This window comes from Streptomyces sp. NPDC002309, from assembly GCF_053593375.1.
Window position 1 is genome coordinate 201,598 of record NZ_JBSFCI010000002.1, and the last position, 19,556, is coordinate 221,153.

A 19,556-nucleotide genomic window follows, 5' to 3' on the forward strand; every position below is an offset into this window, starting at 1 on the left:
CCCCGCGCCCCCGCGGCTACGCGCCCAGCACCTCCCCCAGGATCCGCCCCGCCCGCTCGACGTCCGCGAACCCCACGTACAGCGGCGTGAAGCCGAAGCGCAGGATGTCCGGGGCGCGGTGGTCGCCGACCACCCCGCGTTCGATCAGCCTCATCATGGCGTCCCCCGCGTCCGGGCACCGCAGCGCCACCTGGCTGCCGCGCTCCGCGTGCGCGAGCGGAGTCACCGGCTCCACGCGTCCCTCGGGCACGTACTCCCGCACGCACTCCAGGAAGAAGTCCGTCAGGGCGAGCGACTTCTCGCGGACGGCCTCGATCGGGACGCCGTCCCACACCTCCAGCGCGGCCTCCAGGGCCAGCATCGAGAGGATGTCCGGCGTGCCGACCCGTCCGCGGACCGCGCCCGGCGCCGGTTCGTACGCGCCGCGCATGCCGAACGGCTCGACGTGCGAGTTCCACCCCGGCAGCGGTGAGTCGAAGCGGTCCTGGAGGTCCCGGCGCACATACAGGTACGCGGGCGAACCGGGGCCGCCGTTGAGGTACTTGTACGTGCAGCCGACCGCCAGGTCGACGCCGTGCTCGTCGAGACCGACCGGCAGCGCGCCCGCGCTGTGGCACAGGTCCCAGACGGCCACCGCGCCCGCCGAGCGCACCGCGGCCGTCAGCGCCGGCAGGTCGTGCAGCCGGCCCGTGCGGTAGTCGACGTGGTTCAGCAGGACCGCGGCCGTACGCCCCGACAGGGCGGCGCCCACCTCCCCCGGGACCACCGCGCGCAGCGAGCACCCGGTCATGCGTGCGGCCGACTCGGCGAGGTAGCCGTCCGTGGGGAAGGTGGTGGCGTCCACGAGGATCTCGTCGCGCCCCTCACCGGCGATCCGCACCGCCGCCACCAGGGCCTTGAAGACATTGACGCTGGTCGAGTCGCCGACGACGATCTGACCGGGCGCCGCGCCGACCAGCGGGGCGATCCGGTCGCCGATCCGCTCCGGCGCCGTCCACCAGCCGCTCTCCTCCCAGGAGCGGATGCGCAGTTCGCCCCACTGTCTGCGGACGACGTCCGCGAGGCGGTCCGGCACATGCGCGGGCAGCGCGCCGAGGGAGTTGCCGTCCAGGTAGACCACGTCGTCGAGGACGAACCGGGCGCGCAGCGGGGCGAGTTCGTCCGCCCCGTCCAGCTTCTGTGCCCGCAGGGCGAGTTCAGACATACGACCGCGCCGTCCACAGCTCGGGAAAAACGTTCTTGCGGGCGCGCTTCTCCAGCCAGGCCACGCCGGCCGAGCCGCCCGTGCCGGTCTTGGCGCCCATCGCGCGGCGGGTGGCGACCAGATGGTCGTTGCGCCAGCGCCAGACCAGTTCGGCCACATCGGTCATGGCCTCGCCGAGCCGGACGAGTTCGGCGTTCTGGTCGCCGCCGTAGAGGGCGGTCCATGCCGCCTCGACCTCGCTCGACGGCTCGTAGCGCTCCGACACGTCACGCCGCAGCACGGACTCCGGGATCGCGTGGCCGCGCCGGGCGAGCAGCCGCAGCACCTCGTCGTAGAGGCTCGGCTCGTGCAGCGCCTTCTCCAGCTCGGCGTGGATGCGGGGGGTGCCCCGGTGCGGGACCAGCATGGACGCGGACTTCTCGCCGAGCAGGAACTCCATCCGCCGGTACATCGCCGACTGGAAGCCGGAGCCCTCACCGAGGGCCGAGCGGTACGAGTTGAACTGGGCCGGCGTCAGCTGCGCGAGCGGCGTCCAGGAGGCGTTGAGCGCCTCCAGTTCGCGGACGGAGCGCTTCAGCGCCGCCACCGCGACCGGGATGTCGTCCTCACGGAGCGCCTTCGCGGCCGTCTCCCACTCGTGGACGATCACGGTGAACCACAGCTCCATCACCTGGGTGGTGACCAGGAAGACCATCTCTCCGGGATCGTCGGAGAGGGGGTGCTGGAGGTGGGTGAGCACGTCCGCCTTGACGTAGTCCTCGTACGGCGTCGTGCCCTCGCTCCAATCGATTTTCGGGGCGAGATGCGGGGTCTCGGGCTCCTGCGTTCCTCGAGCCTCTTGGGACATCGCTGTCTCCTGTTGTTACTCCGGGTAGCGGTCCGCCCCTGCCGTTCTCGACACGGGGGCCCCGGTCCCCACCCGCATCCTCAGGGATGCCCAGGAACATCGCAAGGCCCGCCCTGATCACGGACGGGCCTGCGAAAACGTCCCCTCGGCCCGGCGTCCCCGGCTCGGCGTCCGCTAACCCAGCGTCTGCGCCGCCGTCGGCGAGGAGTCCTTCAGGAACTGGGTGCAGCGCTCGTACTCCTCCTGCTCACCGATCGAACCCGCCGCGCGGGCGAGGGCGTGCAGGGCGCGCAGGAAACCGCGGTTCGGCTCGTGCTCCCAGGGCACGGGCCCGTGGCCCTTCCAGCCGCTGCGGCGCAGGGCGTCCAGGCCGCGGTGGTAGCCCGTGCGGGCATAGGCGTACGACTCGACGACGCTGCCCCGTTCGAACGCGTCGTCGGCCAGCTGCGCCCAAGCCAGCGAGGACGTCGGGTACCGCGCCGCCACGTCGGCGGGCGCGGTCCCGCCGGCGAGCAGCTCACGCGGCTCCGGGTCGTCGGGGAGGTGGGTAGGGGGCGGTCCCCCGAGGAGGTTCTCGTGAATCGTCATGGCTCCAGTCTGGTACATGCCCGCGGAACGGGAGGGGCTGGATCCACGGAACGGGAGGGCGCCGGCCCGCTCGCCCCAGCCCGCTCCCCGCTCGCCCTAGACGTCCGCCTGCCCCGGCCTCTCCAGCGGCGGCGACAGCACGTTGCCGTGTGTGCGGCATTCGGGGCGTTCGCAGCCCGGAGCCGGGCGGCGGACATAGGCGAAGGCGAGGAACGAGCCGAGCAGCAGGATCGCGGCGCAGACCACCATCGCCCGGCCGAACGCCGCGTCGAAGGCGTCCGGCGAGCGATAGGCCTCCGGGCCCATCCCGGCCACCAGCGGCAGCGCGGCGACCGCCAGCAGGCCCGCCGCCCGCGCCGCCGCGTTGTTGATGCCGCTCGCCAGTCCGGCCCGGGCGGTGTCGACGGAGGCGAGGACCGTGGCGGTGAGCGGGGCGACCAGGGTGACCATGCCCAGGCCCAGCACCAGCAGCGCCGGCAGGACGTCCCGCGGGTAGGAGGCGTCCTCGCCCACCCGCAGCATCAGCAGCATCCCCGCCCCGGCGAACAGCGGGCCGACGGTGAGCGGGATGCGCGGGCCGATGCGCTCGCCCAGCGCTCCGGAGCGGGCGGAGAACAGCAGCATCAGGACGGTGGTCGGCAGCAGTGCCGTACCGGCCTGCAGGGCCGAGTAGCCGGACACCACCTGGAGCTGCAGCGTGGCGAGGAAGAAGAAGCCGCCGAACGCCGCGTACACGCACAGCGTGACCAGGTTGACCGCGGTGAACTGGCGCGACGCGAAGATGTCCGGCGGCATCATCGGATCGGTGCGGTGCTTCTCCAGGTACACGAAGGCGACGCCCGCCGCCACACCCGCGGTCGCCGTGAGGGCGACCACGAGGGAACCCTCGGCCGCCTCGATCAGAGCGTATGTCACCAGTGCCAGCGACAGCGCGGCGAGCACCGCGCCGAGCACGTCGAAGCGGCCGTGCTCGCGGCCGTCGGTGGACTCCGGGACGTGCCGCAGCGCCACCGGGATGCACACCAGGGCGAGCGGGACGTTGAGCAGGAAGACCCAGCGCCAGCCCGGGCCGTCGACCAGCCAGCCGCCGACGAACGGTCCGACCGCCGCGCCGATCCCGCCGAATCCGGACCACAGGCCGACGGCCCGCGCCCGGTCGTCGGCGTGGAAGGACGCCTGGATGAGGGCCAGCGAGCCCGGCGTGAGCAGTGCTCCGCCGATGCCCTGGAGGGCACGCGCGGCGATCAGCACCTCGGCGCTGGGCGCGAGGCCGCACAGCAGCGAGGCCAGCGCGAACCACACCACGCCGATGACGAAGACCTTCCGGCGGCCGTAGGTGTCCCCCAGCGAGCCGCCCAGCAGGATCAGTCCCGCCAGGGTGAGCATGTACGCGTTGACCGTCCACTGGAGCGCCGCCAGGTCGGCGTCCAGGTCGGCGCCGATACGGGGCAGCGCCACGTTGACGACGGTCGAGTCCAGCAGGGCCATGCTGGAGCCGAGCACGGTGGTGAGCAGGATCCACTTGCCCTGGGACGAGGCCAGCCGGACATCAGGCATGTTCCCAGGTATACAGCGGGCCCGGCGCGCTCGCGCCGGGCCCGCTGGACGAACGTCGGTACTACTTCAGCTTCGCGCCGGCCGACCGCAGGTGGCGGCAGGCCTCGGTGACGCGCGCGGCCATGCCGGCCTCGGCCAGCTTGCCCCAGGTCCGAGGGTCGTAGGTCTTCTTCGAGCCGACCTCGCCGTCGACCTTCAGGACGCCGTCGTAGTTCCTGAACATGTGGTCGACGACCGGACGCGTGAAGGCGTACTGCGTGTCGGTGTCGATGTTCATCTTGACGACGCCGTTCTCCAGCGCGGTCTGGATCTCCTGCTCGGTGGAGCCGGAGCCGCCGTGGAAGACGAAGTCGAAGACCTTGGCGTCGGCGGGACGGCCGTACTTCGCGGCGACGCCCTCGTTGAGCTCCTTCAGCAGATCGGGGCGCAGGACGACGTTGCCCGGCTTGTAGACGCCGTGCACGTTGCCGAAGGACGCGGCCAGCAGGTAGCGGCCCTTCTCGCCCAGGCCCAGCGCCTCGGCCGTACGGAGCGCGTCGTCGACCGTGGTGTAGAGCTTGTCGTTGATCTCGTGGGTGACGCCGTCCTCCTCGCCACCGGTCGGCGTGATCTCCACCTCGAGGATGATCTTCGCGGCGGCGGCGCGGGCGAGCAGTTCCTGGCCGATGGCCAGGTTGTCGGCGAGGGTCTCGGCGGAGCCGTCCCACATGTGCGACTGGAAGAGCGGGTTCTCGCCGCGCGCGACGCGCTCCTCGGAGACCGCGATCAGCGGACGGACGTACCCGTCGAGCTTGTCCTTCGGGCAGTGGTCCGTGTGCAGGGCGATGGTCACGTCGTACTTCGCGGCGACGATGTGCGCGAACTCGGCCAGGGCGACCGCGCCCAGGACCATGTCCTTGTTGTGCTGGCCGCCCAGGAACTCGGCACCGCCGGTCGAGATCTGGATGATGCCGTCGCTCTCGGCCTCGGCGAAGCCGCGCAGAGCCGCGTGCAGGGTCTGGGACGAGGTGACGTTGATGGCCGGGTAGGCGAACTTGCCTGCCTTCGCCCGGTCGAGCATCTCGTTGTAGACCTCGGGGGTTGCGATGGGCATCTGTCCGCTCCTTGGTATGTGCGGTTCGGCGTCCGACGTGGTTACGGCCCTGACCTGGACCTGGGGTGCGACGTCATCGTCGGCCCCATCTTTCCAGACGAATCGGGATGCTCCGAGGGCCCCCGGCAGGGTGGCTCAGTCCAGCCCCAGCTCGTCCTTCGCGTACGCGTACAGGTAGGGCACCCCGGCGCCTTCCTGGATCTTCTCGGCGGCTCCGGTCGCCCGGTCGACGATGGTCGCGACGGCGACCACCTCGGCGCCGGCCTCGCGCACCGCCTCTACGGCGGCGAGCGGGGAGCCGCCGGTGGTGGAGGTGTCCTCGACGACCAGCACCCGGCGGCCCGCGATGTCCGGCCCCTCGACCCGCCGCTGCAGTCCGTGCGCCTTCGCGGCCTTGCGGACGACGAACGCGTCGAGCCCCCGGCCGCGCGCGGCGGCGGCGTGCAGCATCGCCGCGGCGACCGGGTCGGCGCCCATGGTGAGCCCGCCGACGGCGTCGAACTCCAGGTCCGCGGTCAGGTCGAGCAGTACCTCGCCGACCAGCGGGGCGGCCTCGCCGTCGAGCGTGACGCGGCGCAGGTCGACGTAGTAGTCCGCCTCCAGGCCCGAGGAGAGCGTCACCTTGCCGTGCACCACGGCCTTGTCCTTGATCTGCTGCAGCAGCGCGCCGCGTGTGCCTGCCGGCATTACTCCGTTGACGTCCGTCATGCCGCCCAGCTTAGAGCCGCGTCCAGCGCCAGGTCGTCGTGGCTTCCAGCGGCTCCAGGGGGGTGACCAGGCGCGGAAGGGTGTTGAGCCCGTTGGGCGGCCCGGTCTGCGGCTCCACGCAGACGGCGGCCTCCTGCTCGTCGTAGACCACGACCCACTCCTCGGGGCTGGTGACCCTCAGTTCCAGCTGTCCCGGCCAGGTGACGGTGACGTCGACACCGCCGGGCATACCGAAGCAGTCGTCCCAGGGCCCCGGCGCGGGGTCGACGCGGTTGCCGGTGGGGAGGTGGTCGTCGCCGCGCTCCTCCTGCCAGGCGGGTGCGAAGTCGAGCCGCGCGTCGGCGCCGCCGAGGTTCCGGTTGAACCACGGGTGCCAGCCGATCTGCGCCGGGAAGGAGTCGTGGTACGTCTCGACGGCCATCGTCAGCGTCAGGGCGTCCGGCGTGAGCCCGATGACGTGGGTGACGCGCCCGGGGTAGGGCCAGGGCTCCACCAGGTCGTACGTCAGCACCGCCTCGTCGGCCGCGACCCGGGCGACGTTCCAGGCGCCGTCGCGGGACGTGCCGTGGATGGCGTGCGGCGGGGCGTTCAGGGGCAGCTGGTGCACGACGGCGCCGTCGTGGAACCGGCCGTCGCGGGTCCGGCCGCACCAGGGGACCATCGGGAAACAGCCGAAGCGGTCGCCCTGGCGGAGGAGTTCGGTGCCGTCGACACGGAGTCCCGCGAGGCGGCCGCCGTTGTCCGGCCGCAGGGTCAGTTCCGCGTCGCCCGCGGTCAGCGTGATGGGTTCGTTACTCACGGGACGACCCTACTGCGCGGAACAAGAGCGCCTGTCCCCGCGAGGGCTCAGCGACGGCGGCGCAGGGCACGCCCCAGGACGATGGCGCCCGCCACGACCAGCGCGGCGGCGGGGGCGGCCCAGCGCAGGGTGGGGTTCTGGACGACGGTCTGCGGGGCCGGGACGGGGGCGTAGCGGCCGCGCGGCGGTGCGTGGTCGACCTCCTCCGCGCTGCGGCCGATCATCGTGCGGCGCGCGTGCGCGGCCTCGGCGGGAGGCTCGTCCTCGTCGGCGAAGCCCTGGGTGCCGCCCGGTTCCCCGACGTCGCTCTCGGCCACCTCGGGGTCGTCGGTGGTCGGGTCGAGGGACGGGGGCGGGACCTCGCTGCCGAAGACGGAGGGCGACTCCTCGTCGGGCGATCCGGGCGCGTCCGGCCACTCCTCGTCCGCGGCCTGCGGCGCGTCGTGCCGTTGCCCTGCGTCGGTGGCCAGCTTCTCCGCCGTACGGTCCAGCAGGCGGGTCACCGCGGAGCGGACCGTGTCCGCGGGCAGTTCGGTGATGCGGCCGTCGGCCGAGGCGCCGCCCTGGACGCTGAGGGTGGTGCCGCCGTCGCTTTCGCGGAGGCGGACGGTGAGCGCCAGCTTGACGGCGCCGGCGCCGCGGGCCTCGGTGGCGTCGCCCTCGACGCCGTACGAGCCGTCGTCCTGCGGGGTGACGCGAAGGGTGCCCCGATAGGTGATGGAGTGACTGCCGACCCGTACCTTGAGCCGCCCGGCGACAGGCTCGGCGCCCGCCTCCTGCTGGAGCCCGGGAACGGCCCGGGCGACCCGGGCGGGGTCGGCCAGCGCCGCGCCCAGCAGAGCGGGGGAAACCGGAACGAACACCTCATGCTCCATGCCGACGGAGCCTACCCGGGGTGACCGAAAGTACGCTCCCCTCGACAGCAACTCGCCCGGCCGCTCCCCTCTTTTCTCCGGCCCCCGGCTTCTCCCGCTCCCCGCTTCTCTCCGGTGGCCTCAGTACCTCGGATGCACCAGCGTGGACGCCGGCAGTCCCGTGATCCGGGGCGCCGGGACGTCGTGCGCCGTGCCCGGAGAGGGCGTGCCGCCGCAGGCCGCCAGGACGAAGCCCCAGTCGTTCGCGGTGGGGGCCGGTCCCGGGGCGGGGTGGGCGGTGGACGCGGGGTCCTGGCCGGACACCCGGTGCGGAGCCGTGTGCAGACCGGCGGCGCGGATCGTCGTCTCGACCGTCCAGAAGGCGTCCGGACGGGAGCGGACCGGGCCGGCGTGCACGGACAGCCGGCCGTCGTCCGCCAGCACGCGCCGGGTGAGGCCGTAGAACTCCTGGGAGTACAGCTTGGCGCTGTCCGTGATGCCGGGGTCGGGCAGATCCGCGATCACCACGTCGTAGGCCGCCGTCGGCGCGGTCCGCAGCCAGTCGAACGCGTCGGCCAGGGTGACATGGACCCGCGGGTCGTCGTAGGCGTGGCCGTTGAGGGCGGAGAGTGCCGGATCCCGGTCCGCCAACTCCAGTACCTGCGCGTCGAGTTCGACGACGTCGACGCGGCGTACGCCAGGGTGGCGCAGTACCTCGCGGGCCGCCAGCCCGTCGCCGCCGCCGAGGATGAGCACCCGCGCGTGGGCGCCGTTCATCGCGGGGCGCACCAGCGCCCGGTGGTAGCGGCGTTCGTCGCGGCCGCTGACGCGGAGCCGGCCGTCGATGAAGAGGTCGAGGGGCCGGCCCTCGGTGCCTCCGGTCAGCACGACCTCCTGGACGTCCGTCTGCAGGGCGACGCGTACGTCCCCGCCGTAGACGGCGGTGCGCGCGGCGCGCTCGAAGTCGTCGACGAGGACGGCGGCCGAGGCGAGGAGGCCGAGGACGGCGACGTTCGCGACAATCAGCAGCCGGCGGGCGCGGCGCGTCAGGTCGCGCCGGAACAGGCCGAGCACCAGAGCGCCGCCGGCGACGACGTTGACCGCGCCGGTGAGCAGGGCGCCGGTCAACTGGCCCAGGAACGGCAGCAGGAGGAAGGGGAAGGCGAGGCCGCCGACCAGGGCGCCGACGTAGTCCGCGGCGAAGAGGTCGGCCACCGCGCCGCCCGCGTCCTGGCGGCGGACGCGCTGGATCAGCTCCATCAGCAGGGGGATCTCGGCGCCGATCAGCAGTCCGATGCCGAGGGAGAAGGCGACCAGGAGCCAGCGGGGGCCGTCGGCCCACAGACCGCCCCAGTCGCCCGTCCAGGCGAAGACGGCGTAGAGGGCCATCGCGCTGCACCCGCCGACCAGGGCGAGGGTCGCCTCGACGGCGCCGAACCCGGCGGCGGCGTGACCGCGCAGCCGCTTGGCGGCCAGTGAGCCGATGCCCATGGCGAAGACCATGACGGACAGCACGACGGAAGCCTGGGTGACGGAGTCGCCGATCAAGTAGGTGGCCAGCGCGACCAGTTCGAGTTCGTACACCAGTCCGCAGGCCGCGCAGACGAACACGCCCGCGAGGACCAGGAACCGCCCGGTCGCCTGCCGCACGGGGATGCGCGCGGGGGCGCGCCAGGCGGGCGGGGCGCCGGGTGGGGCCGACGCGTGCGGGTCGATCACAACTGCGACGTTACGTCACAGATGCGGAGGTATTCGTCACCCACACGTGTGGAACCGTACGCTGCCACGGCCGGGGCGTTTGAGCGCGCGCCGCCCGGGCTCACGCGCTCCCGCGCCCACGAGTTCGGCCCGCCCGGTTCCCGCTTGCGGCCCGGGCGGCTCGGGCGGCTCGGGTGAGCGACGTGACCAGGCGGCCCGGGTGACCCGCGTGGCCCGCGTGGCTCGGGCTGACTCAGTCGCCGGCGAGGCTCGCGGCGGGACTCCGGTGCCGCTGCCCCGCCCCCGACCGGACCCCCACCCGCGTACGCGTCGCGACCAGTTGTCCGTCCTGGGGGTACGCGTGCCACGTGCGCCAGTGGACCTGGCCCTCGTGGTGCTGGGCGAGCAGGGCCGTGAAGGCGTGCGGGCTGCCGGGGAAGACCCCGACCAGGCCGTTGGGGTGGTCGGAGACGAGGGCCAGCAGCTCCTGGGCACGGCCGGCGAAGGAGCCGGGTGACAGTGCCTCGACGCGTGCGGCGAACTCGTACTCCCAGTCCCCCACCCGCTTGGCGACACCGAGCGGCAGCGGTGTGCTGCTGCCCGGGATGCAGGCCACCGTCTCCGAGCAGGTGCTCCGCTCCTCGTCCAGGAGCACCTGGTGGGACGCGCCGAGGAGGCGCAACTGGAGCTTCGCTCCCTCCAGTTCGAGGTCGAGGGTGGCGAGGGCGGGCAGTGGTTCACGGCCCAGCGCCCAGGCGAGGTCGGCCGCGCGCGTGTCGGTGTAGGAGGTGTTCAGGGTCGTGAGCATGGGTCGGCTCCGCTGGCACGCAATGAGAGGCGGGGTGGGTCCGGCGCACCCCGGTCGACACCGGGAGATCGGCCCGACGGCCCTTTCAGGAGCCCGGTCGACGGCGGGGTCCGCAGGACGTCCGAGGGCCGCGTTGGTGAGTAGAGGGAATCATGAACTGTGACGACACCACAGCGTTTTACCCAACTTCGTAGGGTTTCCATCCCTCAGAGGGCGCGTCAGCTCACCTGTTCAACCGAGGCGTACGACTGAGCGAGGTCGGCGCACGCCGGAGTGAGCGCGAACCGTGGCGGACCGGCGCACGGACGGCGTCCGCCGGACCGCGGCCCGGCGGACGCCGTGCGGCAGGGATGCGGTTCCCCCTGCCGGAGCTCAGCTGCCCCGTGTCAGCTGCCTCCCCCGCATCCACCGCCGCCTCCCCCTCCGCAGGACGAGCCGCCCCCGCAGGAGCTCCCGCCTCCGGAGTCGCCGCCCGCCCCGGTGTGTCCACCGGCGGCGAACCAGCTGTTGCCGCTGTCGGACGAGCCGCTGTCGTACGAACCGCCACGCCGGCGCCGGCGGTTGCCCGCCGCCCTGCGGCTGTTGAGTACCGCGGCCATGACGCACACGAACACGAAGGCCATGAAGAGCGTCAGGATGATGCCGAGGACCATGGCGTCACCCTCCTTCCGTTTCCCCCGAAGCGGCCCCCCGTGGGCGCCTCGTTCCCTTGCGTGCCGAGGAGATGCCCGGCCACCGCCCGGCCCAAAGCAGAGTTGAGGAACTCCAGAGCCTTCTCACGCAGTAACGGCCCCTGACCTGCACAGATTGGCAGGTCAGGGGCCGTCAGAGTCCTACTGGGCCGTGTGTGGGCCGTGATCTTCCTGGGCCATGCGCTGAAACACGGTGTCAATGGTTCGACGGGCACGCTCTCGACTGTCGGGCATCAGGTGGGCGTACACCCGCAGCGTCATCGCCGGGTCGGCATGGCCCATGTACTCGCTGACAGCCTTGATGTTCTCCCCCGCGTCCAGCAGTGCCGAGGCGTAGAAGTGCCTCAGGGCGTGCATCCCGTGTTCGCGTGCCGAGTCGTACTTGCCGCTCTGATCCGCTTCCGGGATGAGGCCGGCGACCGCCAGGGCGGGCTTCCACTCCTTGCCGTTGAAGTTGCTGCGCCACACCATGCCGCCCTGCTCAGCCGTGAAGATCAGACGGGCGGACACTTTCGGCCCCTCCGGTACGTCCCACGGCAACGTGATCTCGACGGGCTTGTAGGCGTCCATGTGCGCGCGGAGCACTTCGGCCACCTGATCGGGCAATGGCACGTCCCGCTCCTTGCCTCCCTTGGGAAGCGCGAACACCGGGTGGCCTTCCACGTGCTTGATCTGCCGGACCACGTGCAGCGTGCGCCCATTGGCGTCGATGGCGTCCTCGGCCAGGCCGAACACCTCCCCCTGGCGCAGACCGCAGCCGGCGCCCACGTCGGTCATCGCCCGGTATCGCTCCAGTAGCGCGGCGCGAACAGCGAACACCTGTTCAGGCGCCCAAGGGACCACGCGTGATGGGTCAGCCTTCGGCCGTCGCACGGTCCGAGCACTGCACGGGTTGCGCGCCAGCAGGCTGTCATCAACAGCGGCGGACAGGACCGACTGAACGTCCGCGAAGATGTTCCGGGCGTAGGCAGCACTCACGCCCGGCTTCGCTTCGAGCGCCGCGACGAGTTCCCGGACGTGCTCGGGCCGGAATGTCCCGATCGGCCGGGAGCCGAGCGCAGGGTAGACGTGCAGCCTCAGGCGCCGGCCAAGTTCCTTCCGGGTCATCGGACTGGAGGTCTTAGTGTCCAGCCACTTCTCTGCGTACTGCCGGAACGTGATCCGAACGGACTGGGGGTCGGTGTACTGACCGCGCGTCATGTCCGTCTCGATGGCGCTCAGCCACTTCTCGGCGAGCCTCTTCTTACCGTCGGGGAAACTCTTGGACTTCTCGGAGCCGTCGGGGCCGACGTACCGGGCCCGGTAGCGCATGCCGGTCCCGTGTCGCTCGGACTTGACCTTGACTGGCTTACCATCCGGCCCGGTCTTGGTCGTGAACCAGCGGTCTTGGACATGTCCTGCCATCAGGCGGCCCCTTCCATGAGGGACTCGACCCAGACCCGCACGTCTTCGGGGTCAAAGCGCACGTATCGGCCGACGCGGAAGCCGCGTGGTCCGATGTCCTTGCGGCGCCACTGGTAGACGGTCTCGACGCTGGGCAGGCGCAGCAGCGTCACGAGGTCTTCCGGGGTCAGGTACTGAGCGGGCAGCGGGAGGCTCATGCGCGCACCTCCCGGTCGTCCGGGTCGGGCAGGTCGGCGAGGGCTTCTCGTGCGGTCTCTCGGTTCAGTCGGATCTCCCTTGCGACCGATGCGGCTAGCCAGGACTCCCCCGGAGTGTGGCCGTGTCCGGCGTAGGTCCAGTGGGCGAGGGTGAGCGTGGTCGCCTCGGTGTCGTCGGGGTCGGGCAGGCCGAGGGCGGTGCGTTGCTGGGCTGCGCGGTAGTCGGCGCGGACCTGGCGGAGGGCGCCGAGGGTGGTGGAGTAGCGGCGGGACTTGGTGGAGAAGTGGCCGCGGAAGCCGAGCATGTGGGCCCAGTCGCGGAGCTTGCGGTCCGGGTAGAGGGCGTGGAGGTCGAGGCAGGCGGCGATGAGCCGGGCGGGGTGGTCGGGCACGCCGAGCAGGGTCAGGGCCTCTTTGTTGCCGATGCGGCGGTCGACGGTGCCGGTGGTCTCGGCCGCTTTGGTGGCGTACTTGGCGACGTAGGAGGCGACGGCCTGTTCGGTGATGTTCTCGCCGTCGCCGAAGGCACGGATGGGCCGTACGTCGAGCTGGGTGCCCCAGCGCAGGGTGCGGGCGGGTTCGTCTCCGGCCGGGGGTACGTCGACTGCGACGCGGCCCGCGGCGGCGCGGAGGGCGTCGGTGAGGAGATCGAGGGTGGCCCAGGCCGGGGGCGGATCGTCGGGCCCGGCAGGGCCGTCGAAGCGGATCACGGCATGGAAGTGCACGGCGCCGCGCTTCTGGTACTCGGCGACCTTGCCGAAGGACACCCGCGACTGTTCATGGGCGGCCCTCTGGGTGAGCCCGGCCCGCTTCGCGATCTCCCGGCGCAGGTAGATCGTGAAGTAGCGCCACAGTTCGGAGGCGTGGTTGTTCCACAGCACCGCGCCCGCGTAGTCGTACGCGTCGGGGTCGAGCGGGGTGCCCAGCTCCGGCGCGTCTTCCGCGTGGCGGGTGCCGCAGCGGCACGGCCGGTCGCCGGGGCGGTTGTGGACCGGGCCGAACGAGGGTGCGGTGAGGGTGGCGAACACGCGGGGGTGGTCGCGGATGGTGTCCGGGGTGCCCTTGTCGGGGTCGCCGACGAGGCCGGCGCGGATGAGGTGGTAGGTGTCGCCGGCGTAGGTCCAGGCGCAGGCCGGGCAGCGCGAGGCACGGCGGTTTCCGCAGGCGAGACGGAGCCGCCCGCCGGGTTCGGTGTCGGTCGAGTAGGAGTGCAGCACCTGCCCGGTCGTCGCGTCGCGGGTGACGGTCGAGCCGGTGAGGTGGATGGGGTCGGAGCAGCCGCCGGTGCGGCGGATCTGGTCTTGGATGCGGTCGAAGCCGGTGGACCCGGCCAGCCTCAGCACGTCGGCGAGGGTGGCCGGGTCCAGGCCCGCCATGGTGGCGGCGTCGGTCACGCGGGCACCTCCGGGGTGTCCACGGCCATGGCGTCCAGTACGGCGGCGGCTTCGGTCGCCGCGGCGGCCAGGCTGCGCAGTGCCTCGGAGGTGCCGAGGGGGGCGATCAGCGCGACCGCGATGAACTCGCCTTCAGCCCGAAGACTGACGAAGGGGTTCGCGCTGTCCGGGAAGGGGCAGACCCGGAAGCTGGTGTCCGGCTCGATGTGCGCCGACGTGGCGAGGCTCTTCACGCGGTCACCGCCTGTGCCGGGGCGAGGGTGGCGCGGCGGGTGTGGCCGGTGCCCTGGCAGACGGGGCAGGCGACGCGGAGCAGGACGCGGGAGCCGTCGCGGTGGCGGGCGCCGGTGGTGACGGAGACGACGGGGAAGCCGTCGCAGTGGTGACAGACCGGACGGTTCGGGACGCGGGCAGGCATGATGATGGAGCCCTTTCGGATCGATGGGTCTGGAAGTGGTGCGGGCCGTCCGGGGCAGCGGATCTTTGGCGAGAGAGCCGCCCCGGAGGGCGTTACTTGCTGAGTGCGCGTGGTGCCTTCTTGCGCTTCGAGGTGCGGCTGAGCGTGTAGCCGATGCCGCAGCTCGCCGACAGGACCGAGACGATCGACGCCGCGATGACCTGGGTGACGAAGGCGACCACCAGCAGGACCGCGATGGATCCGGCGGTGATGACGAGCGTCAGCACGATCGGGCCGGTGTAGGAGCGCGGGGCTTCCTGGACGATCACGACGCGGCGCAGGTCGGTGCCGGGCGGGATCTGCCGGTAGAGGTCGGCGGGGATGTGCCCCGCGCGAAGCTGCTCGTCAGGCAGGCGCATGGGGATCGCTCCTCAGGGGTTGCAGCGGTGGGTGCGGGCGGCGAGTTCGGCGGCCGAGCGGTCGCGGTGCTCGGTGGAGAAGCCGCACTTCGGGGCGGTGCAGGCGGCGGTGTGCCGGGTCTGGCCGCGGCCGTTGTGGAACGTGCCGACCTTGACCGGGCCGATGCGGATCACGTCGTAGAAGCGGTTCGGACGCACGGGTGGACCTCCTTGTCTGTCAGGCAAGTTGGGCGACGATCGCTCCGGCGAGGTGTTCGGGGACTCCGAGACGGGCGCGGAGTGTCGCGGTGTCGATCTCGCTGCCAGTACGGGTGCGGTGATCAGCGGCGAGTTTCCGTGCGTGGTCGATCAGCGCCGGAGGCACCGCCGGTACGGGCGCCGGCGCGGTGGCTTCCGGGAGGGCCGGGGCAGGCTCCGGCTTGGTGATCTCCGGCGCTGGCTCCGGTGAGGAGGCGGGTGCCTCAGGGCGGTCGACCACAGGCATGGGCCCGGGCTCAGGCTCCGGGGCTGGCGCGGGTGCAGGGTCGGTGGAGGGTTGGTGGGCTAGCAGGGTGCCGCCGAGGAATGCGAGCGCAGGCCAGCCAGCGACCACGATGCGCAGCCAGGCCGGGACGTGTTCGAGGTCGAGGAGTCCGGCGGTGGCCACGTTGGCGCCGAGGGATGCGACCAAGGCGACCAGGAACCAGAACCAGGCCAGCCCGGATCGCTCGGTGCGCAGCCGCCGCCACACGGCGACGAGGAGCAGGTCGACCGAGACGGGGTAGGCCCACGCCTTCCAGCCGGTCTGTCCCGCGGCTTCGGCAAGATCGTGCAGGTGGGCGAAGGACAGCGCACCGGCGATCACGGCTTGCACCAGGACTGCGTCAACGCGGAACGGTCGGGACACGGGTCTTCACCTCCCTTCGCGGGGTCGGGCGCGAAGTAGTCGCGCCGGTCTGGGCGAGCTGGCGGCCTAGTCGGTGACGGACTGCGCCGGGACCCGCGGCGGCACGGTCGGCATGGGCGGTACGGCGATCTGCTCGACCGGGCGGAACGGGGCGAGGAACGGCAGTTCGGGGGTGAGGTGCGCGAACTCCCGGCAGACCGCGGTGGCTTCGGCCGGGGTGGTCTCGGGGGTGCGGATGCGGGACCAGTAGCCCGAGGCGTCACCGGCCACGGCGACACCGGGACGGTCCGCCCGGATCCCGGTCACCGAGAGCACGGCGTCCGGGGCGATGTCGCCCAGGCCCATCTCCGCTGTCTGCTTGTCGTTGACCCGGTGCACCACGCGGCCGGTGAGCTGAGCGCGCAGGGCGGTCGCGCCCTTGCCCAGGTCGGAGCCGAAGCGCTGCCCGCACGCCTCCAGGAAGACCCCGACCGCACGGGCCATCTGGCCCAGCCGGACCAGCTGCATGACCGTGTGATCCCGCGCGGGCTCGTCCTTCTTGGAGGTCACGAAGAACAGCTCCGCCACCTCATCGATCAGCACGACCAGCGGCACCGGCCGGACCTTCTCCGGCAGCTCCCACAGATCCGACACCCCGTGCAGGGCGAGCAGATCGAAACGGTCTTCCATCTCCTGGACCAGGGCGTCGATGAGGTGGCCGGCACTCTCCCGGTCGGTGGCCAGCGCCGACAGGCGAGGGGCATAGCGTGACTGCTCGACCCCGCGCTTGCAGTCGATGCCGACCAGGCCGATCGGCAGCCGCGCCAGGCCCTTGATCAGGTTGCGCTGGTACATGGACTTGCCGGACTGGTTCGCGCCCAGGGTCAGGGCGTGCGGGATCTTGCGGTAGTCCCGCTCGAAGACCGTGCCGTCCTCCCGCATCGCGACCGGGACGACCAGGTCACGGGAGACGGCCCGGCGCGGCATCGCAACTTTGGCCAGCACGTCGTACCCCGTCATGCGCAGCTCGACGTGACCCGGCTTGGTCTCCACCACGGTCACCGAGTGGACACCCCAGGCGTGCCGGAGGCGTTCGGAGGAGGCCACGATGTCGGCGGGCTCCAGACCGGCGGGCAGCCGGAGGGAGACCCGCAACCCGGTCGAGGTCGGGCGGACCCGGCGCACTCGGGGCGGTATCGGCCGCACCTCGCGACGGGCCACGTTGCGGGTCATGAACGCCCGCAGCCGCGACGGTTGCACCGTCAGCCCGCACACGTCCATGGTCGAGCCGTACGTCCAGGTGAACCGGCCCCAGGTGACCGGTAGGCCGACCACAGACCAGTACACCCGCGGGGCTCGTTCCTTCGTGGCGTAGAGCCCACCGGCACCGGCCGCGGCACCGCCCAGCTCCAGCCAGGTGACCAGGTCCGTCATGATCAGGCCCCCAGCGGCGTGATCGCGACCGCGCGGAACGAGATCCCGTGCCGCTTCTGCCCGTTGAACTCGTTCTCCCAGTCACGGGCCTTCAGTCCGGTCACGGCCACCGGCATGCCCGGCGACAGGCTGGCCGGGACGCCCGTCTCGGGAACGGTGACCTGGTAGAGGTTGCCCTCACCCTCGTCGGAGACCAGCAAGCCGACGGTCGACAGCGGCGCCTCGGTCTCACGGTCGACGGCCCGCTCACCGGTCCGCTTGTTGACCAGCTTCGGCTCCGGCGCGGTCGCCACGAACACCACGGCGGTCGAAAGGTCGATCTTGAAGGACGGCATCAGTACTCCCAGCGTTGGCGTCGAAGCAGCCCAAATAGGCCGCCCCGAGGTTCGCTGTCCTAGGACTGCGAACTACTAGGAGAGATAGTGCACGGCAGTCCTAGGACTGTCAACAGTCCTAGGACTATGTTTCACTAGAGCCAATCGAGAGGGGTTCGAGATGGCGCCCAAATGGCGAGAGCTGGCAGACAAACTGGCTGAGCAGATCAAGCGGGGTGACTACGCACCGGGCCAGCAGCTGCCGCACATCCGAGAACTCGTCGAGGCTGGCGCAGGCTCCAAGGCCACCGTCCATGCCGCCTACAAGGCACTGGAAGCCGAAGGACTGGTCACTTCGTCGCGAGGCCACGGCACGGTCGTGCGCCAGCAAGTGCCCCTGAAGCGCCTGGGTATCGCTCGGTACGACAAAGCCAAGTGGCGGGACGGTGACGAGGTCGCTTTCATCGCGGACCGCGTGGCTTCCGGACGGGGGTACCGCCGCAACGAGCAGACACAGACGGTGACGCGCGTCGTGGCGCCGCCGGAGGTGGCAGCCGCACACGAACTCCCGGAAGGCGCCGAGGTCTACGCCCGCGCGCGGCTGGTCAAGGAAGGCGATCAGCCGACGCACACGCTGACCAGCTACTACCGGCCCGAGCATGTGGAAGGCACGCGACTTGTCGACCCCACGCCGGGTCCCGCCGGCCGAGGCGGCGGATTTCGCGTGCTGTACGACGCGGGTTACGAGATCGATCACATGAAGGAGCGACTCTTTGCCCGTGCCGCCACGCCGGACGAGGTGAAGCAGCTCCAGCTGCCGCCAGGGGAACCGGTCGTCGAGCTGCACCGGACGACGTACACAGCGTCGGGCACTGTCGTGGAGTTCGCCATCGGGGTACACGCGGCATCGCGCTTCGCGTGGGAGTACGACTTCCAGGTACCCGACTCGGCGAAGGACAGAAAGGGGCAGCAGTGATCTCGACGCAGGATTGGGCAGATGCCCGGCATATTTGGGACTACCACCAGATGGGCCACTCGCTCCGACCGTGCTCGGTGGCGATCGGACTCGGCAGCCACGACCTTGGGGTGGCTGACACGGCGGTAGACCTCTACAAGCGCGGCATGGCTCCCCTGCTCTTGTTCACCGGTGCCACCAGCCCCACGACCCGGGAACGCATGCCCCGCGGTGAAGCCGTGCACTACCAGGAACGAGCGCTTGAGCTTGGCGTCCCCAGCGCGGCCGTTTTCGTGGAGCCGCGTGCCCGGAACACGGGCGAGAACATCCGCTTCTCCCGAGAGGTCCTGGCGGAGTCCGGCATCGAGGTGTCCTCGGTCCTCCTGATCAGCAAGCCGTACGAAGAGCGGCGAGCGTACGCCACCGCACGCAAGCTCTGGCCCGACGTCGAGATCGTCAGTGCTTCCACTCCGATGACGATGGACGACTACGTCGACTCCATCGGTGACGCCCGCTTGGTGATCGACATGCTGGTCGGCGCGCTACAGCGACTCATGATCTACCCCGAGCAGGGATTCATGATCAGCCAACTGGTACCCGCCGACGTGTCCGAGGCGTACGAGCGCCTTTGCCAGGCCGGATTCACGAGCCGACTCCTGACCACTGACGTGCCTTCGGCTTGACCCAGGCGAGAGCTGTTACAGATTTCTCTACCTCATCAAGTGCCCGCGCACAGCGCGGGCTGGCCCTTGGGCTTCGGCCCCTCTGCGCCTTCGGCGCCGGGGCCGAGCCCTGGGCCGCAGCAAGTGCGGGCCCGAGTCGAGAACTGTCAACGTGCCGATGAGCCGGTTGGCTCCGAGACTTTAGGCAGCCACCATGGGGCGAGCCTCGAAGATCATGGCCCCAACGTCGTGCTTTACGGGCAGGTCCACAGACTGCCCGACTCGCCGGAAGCTTACGGGGCCATGATCACTCGCCCCATGGCAGCTCCAGCCCAAAGTCTCGGAGCCAACCTCTCGCCATCGTCGACTGCAGGTCGATGTGGTGGGTTACGGGGTTGGCATCCCAAAGAGGAGGACAGTCACCAGTATGTACACCGGAATGGCTAGGGCCACGGCCAACCCGGCAACGCAGCCCCAGACAGTCAATCGAGTACTGGTTCGCTCGTAATCCTCGTTCTTCGGCACGCCCGCATCTAACAGCGCGATACGCCCGACTCTCTACCCCTCAGAGGGCGTTTTGAGAGTGCTGGTAGGTAGCTGCGGGGGGCGGGGGGCATGATCCTGGGCGGATGTTCGTCGGCTGCCAGCGACCACTCCCACGACGCTG

Annotated in this window: 23 protein-coding genes; 2 read left to right on the forward strand and 21 right to left on the reverse strand. The window is 71.3% G+C overall.

Annotation, left to right across the window (positions count from 1 at the left end):
* Positions 1-16 precede the first annotated feature (16 nt).
* The 21 genes from kynU to ACWCPM_RS02510 form a co-directional block, all read right to left on the reverse strand.
* Positions 17-1,204: a kynureninase gene (kynU, locus tag ACWCPM_RS02410; protein WP_450974255.1), complete on the reverse strand. Its 1,188-nt coding sequence runs from the start codon at positions 1,202-1,204 to the stop codon at positions 17-19.
* Positions 1,197-2,051 carry a tryptophan 2,3-dioxygenase family protein gene (locus tag ACWCPM_RS02415; RefSeq protein WP_450974256.1) on the reverse strand — a complete coding sequence of 285 codons (855 nt, stop codon included), beginning with the start codon at positions 2,049-2,051 and terminating at the stop codon, positions 1,197-1,199. The genes kynU and ACWCPM_RS02415 overlap by 8 nt, the downstream gene beginning before the upstream one ends.
* A 174-nt stretch (positions 2,052-2,225) precedes the next feature.
* A complete protein-coding gene (locus tag ACWCPM_RS02420) occupies positions 2,226-2,639 on the reverse strand; it encodes a DUF3151 domain-containing protein (protein ID WP_450974257.1) in 414 nt (137 codons plus the stop codon).
* Between the two features lie 96 nt (positions 2,640-2,735).
* Positions 2,736-4,196, reverse strand: a complete 1,461-nt coding sequence (locus ACWCPM_RS02425) for an MFS transporter (RefSeq protein ID WP_450974258.1) — start codon at positions 4,194-4,196, stop codon at positions 2,736-2,738.
* Positions 4,197-4,257: 61 nt separating this feature from the next.
* On the reverse strand, positions 4,258-5,289 hold the full coding sequence (gene fbaA / locus ACWCPM_RS02430; RefSeq protein WP_450974259.1) for a class II fructose-bisphosphate aldolase: 1,032 nt from the start codon (positions 5,287-5,289) through the stop codon (positions 4,258-4,260).
* A 135-nt stretch (positions 5,290-5,424) separates the two neighbouring features.
* Positions 5,425-5,997: an orotate phosphoribosyltransferase gene (gene pyrE / locus ACWCPM_RS02435; RefSeq protein WP_450974260.1), complete on the reverse strand. Its 573-nt coding sequence runs from the start codon at positions 5,995-5,997 to the stop codon at positions 5,425-5,427.
* Between the two features lie 10 nt (positions 5,998-6,007).
* On the reverse strand, positions 6,008-6,796 hold the full coding sequence (locus ACWCPM_RS02440) for an aldose epimerase family protein (RefSeq protein WP_450974261.1): 789 nt from the start codon (positions 6,794-6,796) through the stop codon (positions 6,008-6,010).
* Between the two features lie 47 nt (positions 6,797-6,843).
* Entirely contained in the window at positions 6,844-7,671 is an 828-nt protein-coding gene (locus tag ACWCPM_RS02445) for an SRPBCC domain-containing protein (RefSeq protein WP_450974262.1), read from the reverse strand.
* A 120-nt stretch (positions 7,672-7,791) separates the two neighbouring features.
* Positions 7,792-9,369 (reverse strand): polyamine aminopropyltransferase, encoded by a 1,578-nt coding sequence (locus ACWCPM_RS02450; RefSeq protein WP_450974263.1) that lies wholly within the window; start codon positions 9,367-9,369, stop codon positions 7,792-7,794.
* 232 nt (positions 9,370-9,601) lie between these two features.
* Positions 9,602-10,156, reverse strand: a complete 555-nt coding sequence (locus tag ACWCPM_RS02455; RefSeq protein WP_450974264.1) for a DUF2617 family protein — start codon at positions 10,154-10,156, stop codon at positions 9,602-9,604.
* A gap of 386 nt (positions 10,157-10,542) precedes the next feature.
* Positions 10,543-10,809, reverse strand: coding sequence for a hypothetical protein (locus ACWCPM_RS02460; RefSeq protein WP_450974265.1), 267 nt, complete (start codon positions 10,807-10,809; stop codon positions 10,543-10,545).
* A gap of 180 nt (positions 10,810-10,989) precedes the next feature.
* Positions 10,990-12,252: a tyrosine-type recombinase/integrase gene (locus ACWCPM_RS02465; protein ID WP_450974266.1), complete on the reverse strand. Its 1,263-nt coding sequence runs from the start codon at positions 12,250-12,252 to the stop codon at positions 10,990-10,992.
* The gene (locus ACWCPM_RS02470) at positions 12,252-12,449 is read right to left on the reverse strand and encodes a helix-turn-helix transcriptional regulator (RefSeq protein WP_450974267.1); all 198 of its coding nucleotides are present in this window, start codon (positions 12,447-12,449) and stop codon (positions 12,252-12,254) included. The genes ACWCPM_RS02465 and ACWCPM_RS02470 overlap by 1 nt, the downstream gene beginning before the upstream one ends.
* Positions 12,446-13,843 carry a replication initiator protein RepSA gene (repSA, locus tag ACWCPM_RS02475; RefSeq protein WP_450974268.1) on the reverse strand — a complete coding sequence of 466 codons (1,398 nt, stop codon included), beginning with the start codon at positions 13,841-13,843 and terminating at the stop codon, positions 12,446-12,448. Before repSA ends, ACWCPM_RS02470 begins: the two co-directional genes overlap by 4 nt.
* Positions 13,840-14,076, reverse strand: coding sequence for a hypothetical protein (locus ACWCPM_RS02480; protein WP_450974269.1), 237 nt, complete (start codon positions 14,074-14,076; stop codon positions 13,840-13,842). The genes repSA and ACWCPM_RS02480 overlap by 4 nt, the downstream gene beginning before the upstream one ends.
* Positions 14,073-14,261 (reverse strand): hypothetical protein, encoded by a 189-nt coding sequence (locus ACWCPM_RS02485; RefSeq protein ID WP_450974270.1) that lies wholly within the window; start codon positions 14,259-14,261, stop codon positions 14,073-14,075. Before ACWCPM_RS02485 ends, ACWCPM_RS02480 begins: the two co-directional genes overlap by 4 nt.
* Before the next feature lie 92 nt (positions 14,262-14,353).
* Entirely contained in the window at positions 14,354-14,659 is a 306-nt protein-coding gene (locus ACWCPM_RS02490; RefSeq protein WP_450974271.1) for a hypothetical protein, read from the reverse strand.
* A 12-nt stretch (positions 14,660-14,671) separates the two neighbouring features.
* On the reverse strand, positions 14,672-14,857 hold the full coding sequence (locus ACWCPM_RS02495; RefSeq protein ID WP_129798756.1) for a mobile element transfer protein: 186 nt from the start codon (positions 14,855-14,857) through the stop codon (positions 14,672-14,674).
* A 19-nt stretch (positions 14,858-14,876) separates the two neighbouring features.
* On the reverse strand, positions 14,877-15,545 hold the full coding sequence (locus tag ACWCPM_RS02500; RefSeq protein ID WP_450974272.1) for a DUF2637 domain-containing protein: 669 nt from the start codon (positions 15,543-15,545) through the stop codon (positions 14,877-14,879).
* A 66-nt stretch (positions 15,546-15,611) separates the two neighbouring features.
* Positions 15,612-16,958, reverse strand: coding sequence for an FtsK/SpoIIIE domain-containing protein (locus ACWCPM_RS02505; RefSeq protein WP_450974273.1), 1,347 nt, complete (start codon positions 16,956-16,958; stop codon positions 15,612-15,614).
* Positions 16,959-16,960: 2 nt separating this feature from the next.
* On the reverse strand, positions 16,961-17,293 hold the full coding sequence (locus tag ACWCPM_RS02510) for an SCO3933 family regulatory protein (RefSeq protein WP_450974274.1): 333 nt from the start codon (positions 17,291-17,293) through the stop codon (positions 16,961-16,963).
* A 160-nt stretch (positions 17,294-17,453) separates the two neighbouring features.
* On the opposite strand from ACWCPM_RS02510, the gene ACWCPM_RS02515 reads away from it, so the two are divergent.
* Positions 17,454-18,248 (forward strand): GntR family transcriptional regulator, encoded by a 795-nt coding sequence (locus tag ACWCPM_RS02515; protein WP_450974275.1) that lies wholly within the window; start codon positions 17,454-17,456, stop codon positions 18,246-18,248.
* Positions 18,245-18,910 (forward strand): YdcF family protein, encoded by a 666-nt coding sequence (locus ACWCPM_RS02520; protein ID WP_450974276.1) that lies wholly within the window; start codon positions 18,245-18,247, stop codon positions 18,908-18,910. Before ACWCPM_RS02515 ends, ACWCPM_RS02520 begins: the two co-directional genes overlap by 4 nt.
* Positions 18,911-19,556 lie beyond the last annotated feature (646 nt).

Excerpts from the sequence above, each read along its gene's own strand:
- ACWCPM_RS02510 (WP_450974274.1), bottom strand. The coding sequence starts at position 17,293 with ATGCCGTCCTTCAAGATCGACCTTTCGACCGCCGTGGTGTTCGTGGCG.
- ACWCPM_RS02505 (WP_450974273.1), bottom strand. The coding sequence starts at position 16,958 with ATGACGGACCTGGTCACCTGGCTGGAGCTGGGCGGTGCCGCGGCCGGT.
- ACWCPM_RS02415 (WP_450974256.1), bottom strand. The coding sequence starts at position 2,051 with ATGTCCCAAGAGGCTCGAGGAACGCAGGAGCCCGAGACCCCGCATCTC.
- ACWCPM_RS02465 (WP_450974266.1), bottom strand. The coding sequence starts at position 12,252 with ATGGCAGGACATGTCCAAGACCGCTGGTTCACGACCAAGACCGGGCCG.
- ACWCPM_RS02455 (WP_450974264.1), bottom strand. The coding sequence starts at position 10,156 with ATGCTCACGACCCTGAACACCTCCTACACCGACACGCGCGCGGCCGAC.
- ACWCPM_RS02470 (WP_450974267.1), bottom strand. The coding sequence starts at position 12,449 with ATGAGCCTCCCGCTGCCCGCTCAGTACCTGACCCCGGAAGACCTCGTG.
- ACWCPM_RS02460 (WP_450974265.1), bottom strand. The coding sequence starts at position 10,809 with ATGGTCCTCGGCATCATCCTGACGCTCTTCATGGCCTTCGTGTTCGTG.
- ACWCPM_RS02485 (WP_450974270.1), bottom strand. The coding sequence starts at position 14,261 with ATGCCTGCCCGCGTCCCGAACCGTCCGGTCTGTCACCACTGCGACGGC.
- fbaA (WP_450974259.1), bottom strand. The coding sequence starts at position 5,289 with ATGCCCATCGCAACCCCCGAGGTCTACAACGAGATGCTCGACCGGGCG.
- ACWCPM_RS02425 (WP_450974258.1), bottom strand. The coding sequence starts at position 4,196 with ATGCCTGATGTCCGGCTGGCCTCGTCCCAGGGCAAGTGGATCCTGCTC.
- pyrE (WP_450974260.1), bottom strand. The coding sequence starts at position 5,997 with ATGACGGACGTCAACGGAGTAATGCCGGCAGGCACACGCGGCGCGCTG.
- ACWCPM_RS02420 (WP_450974257.1), bottom strand. The coding sequence starts at position 2,639 with ATGACGATTCACGAGAACCTCCTCGGGGGACCGCCCCCTACCCACCTC.
- kynU (WP_450974255.1), bottom strand. The coding sequence starts at position 1,204 with ATGTCTGAACTCGCCCTGCGGGCACAGAAGCTGGACGGGGCGGACGAA.
- ACWCPM_RS02515 (WP_450974275.1), top strand. The coding sequence starts at position 17,454 with ATGGCGCCCAAATGGCGAGAGCTGGCAGACAAACTGGCTGAGCAGATC.
- ACWCPM_RS02490 (WP_450974271.1), bottom strand. The coding sequence starts at position 14,659 with ATGCGCCTGCCTGACGAGCAGCTTCGCGCGGGGCACATCCCCGCCGAC.
- ACWCPM_RS02445 (WP_450974262.1), bottom strand. The coding sequence starts at position 7,671 with ATGGAGCATGAGGTGTTCGTTCCGGTTTCCCCCGCTCTGCTGGGCGCG.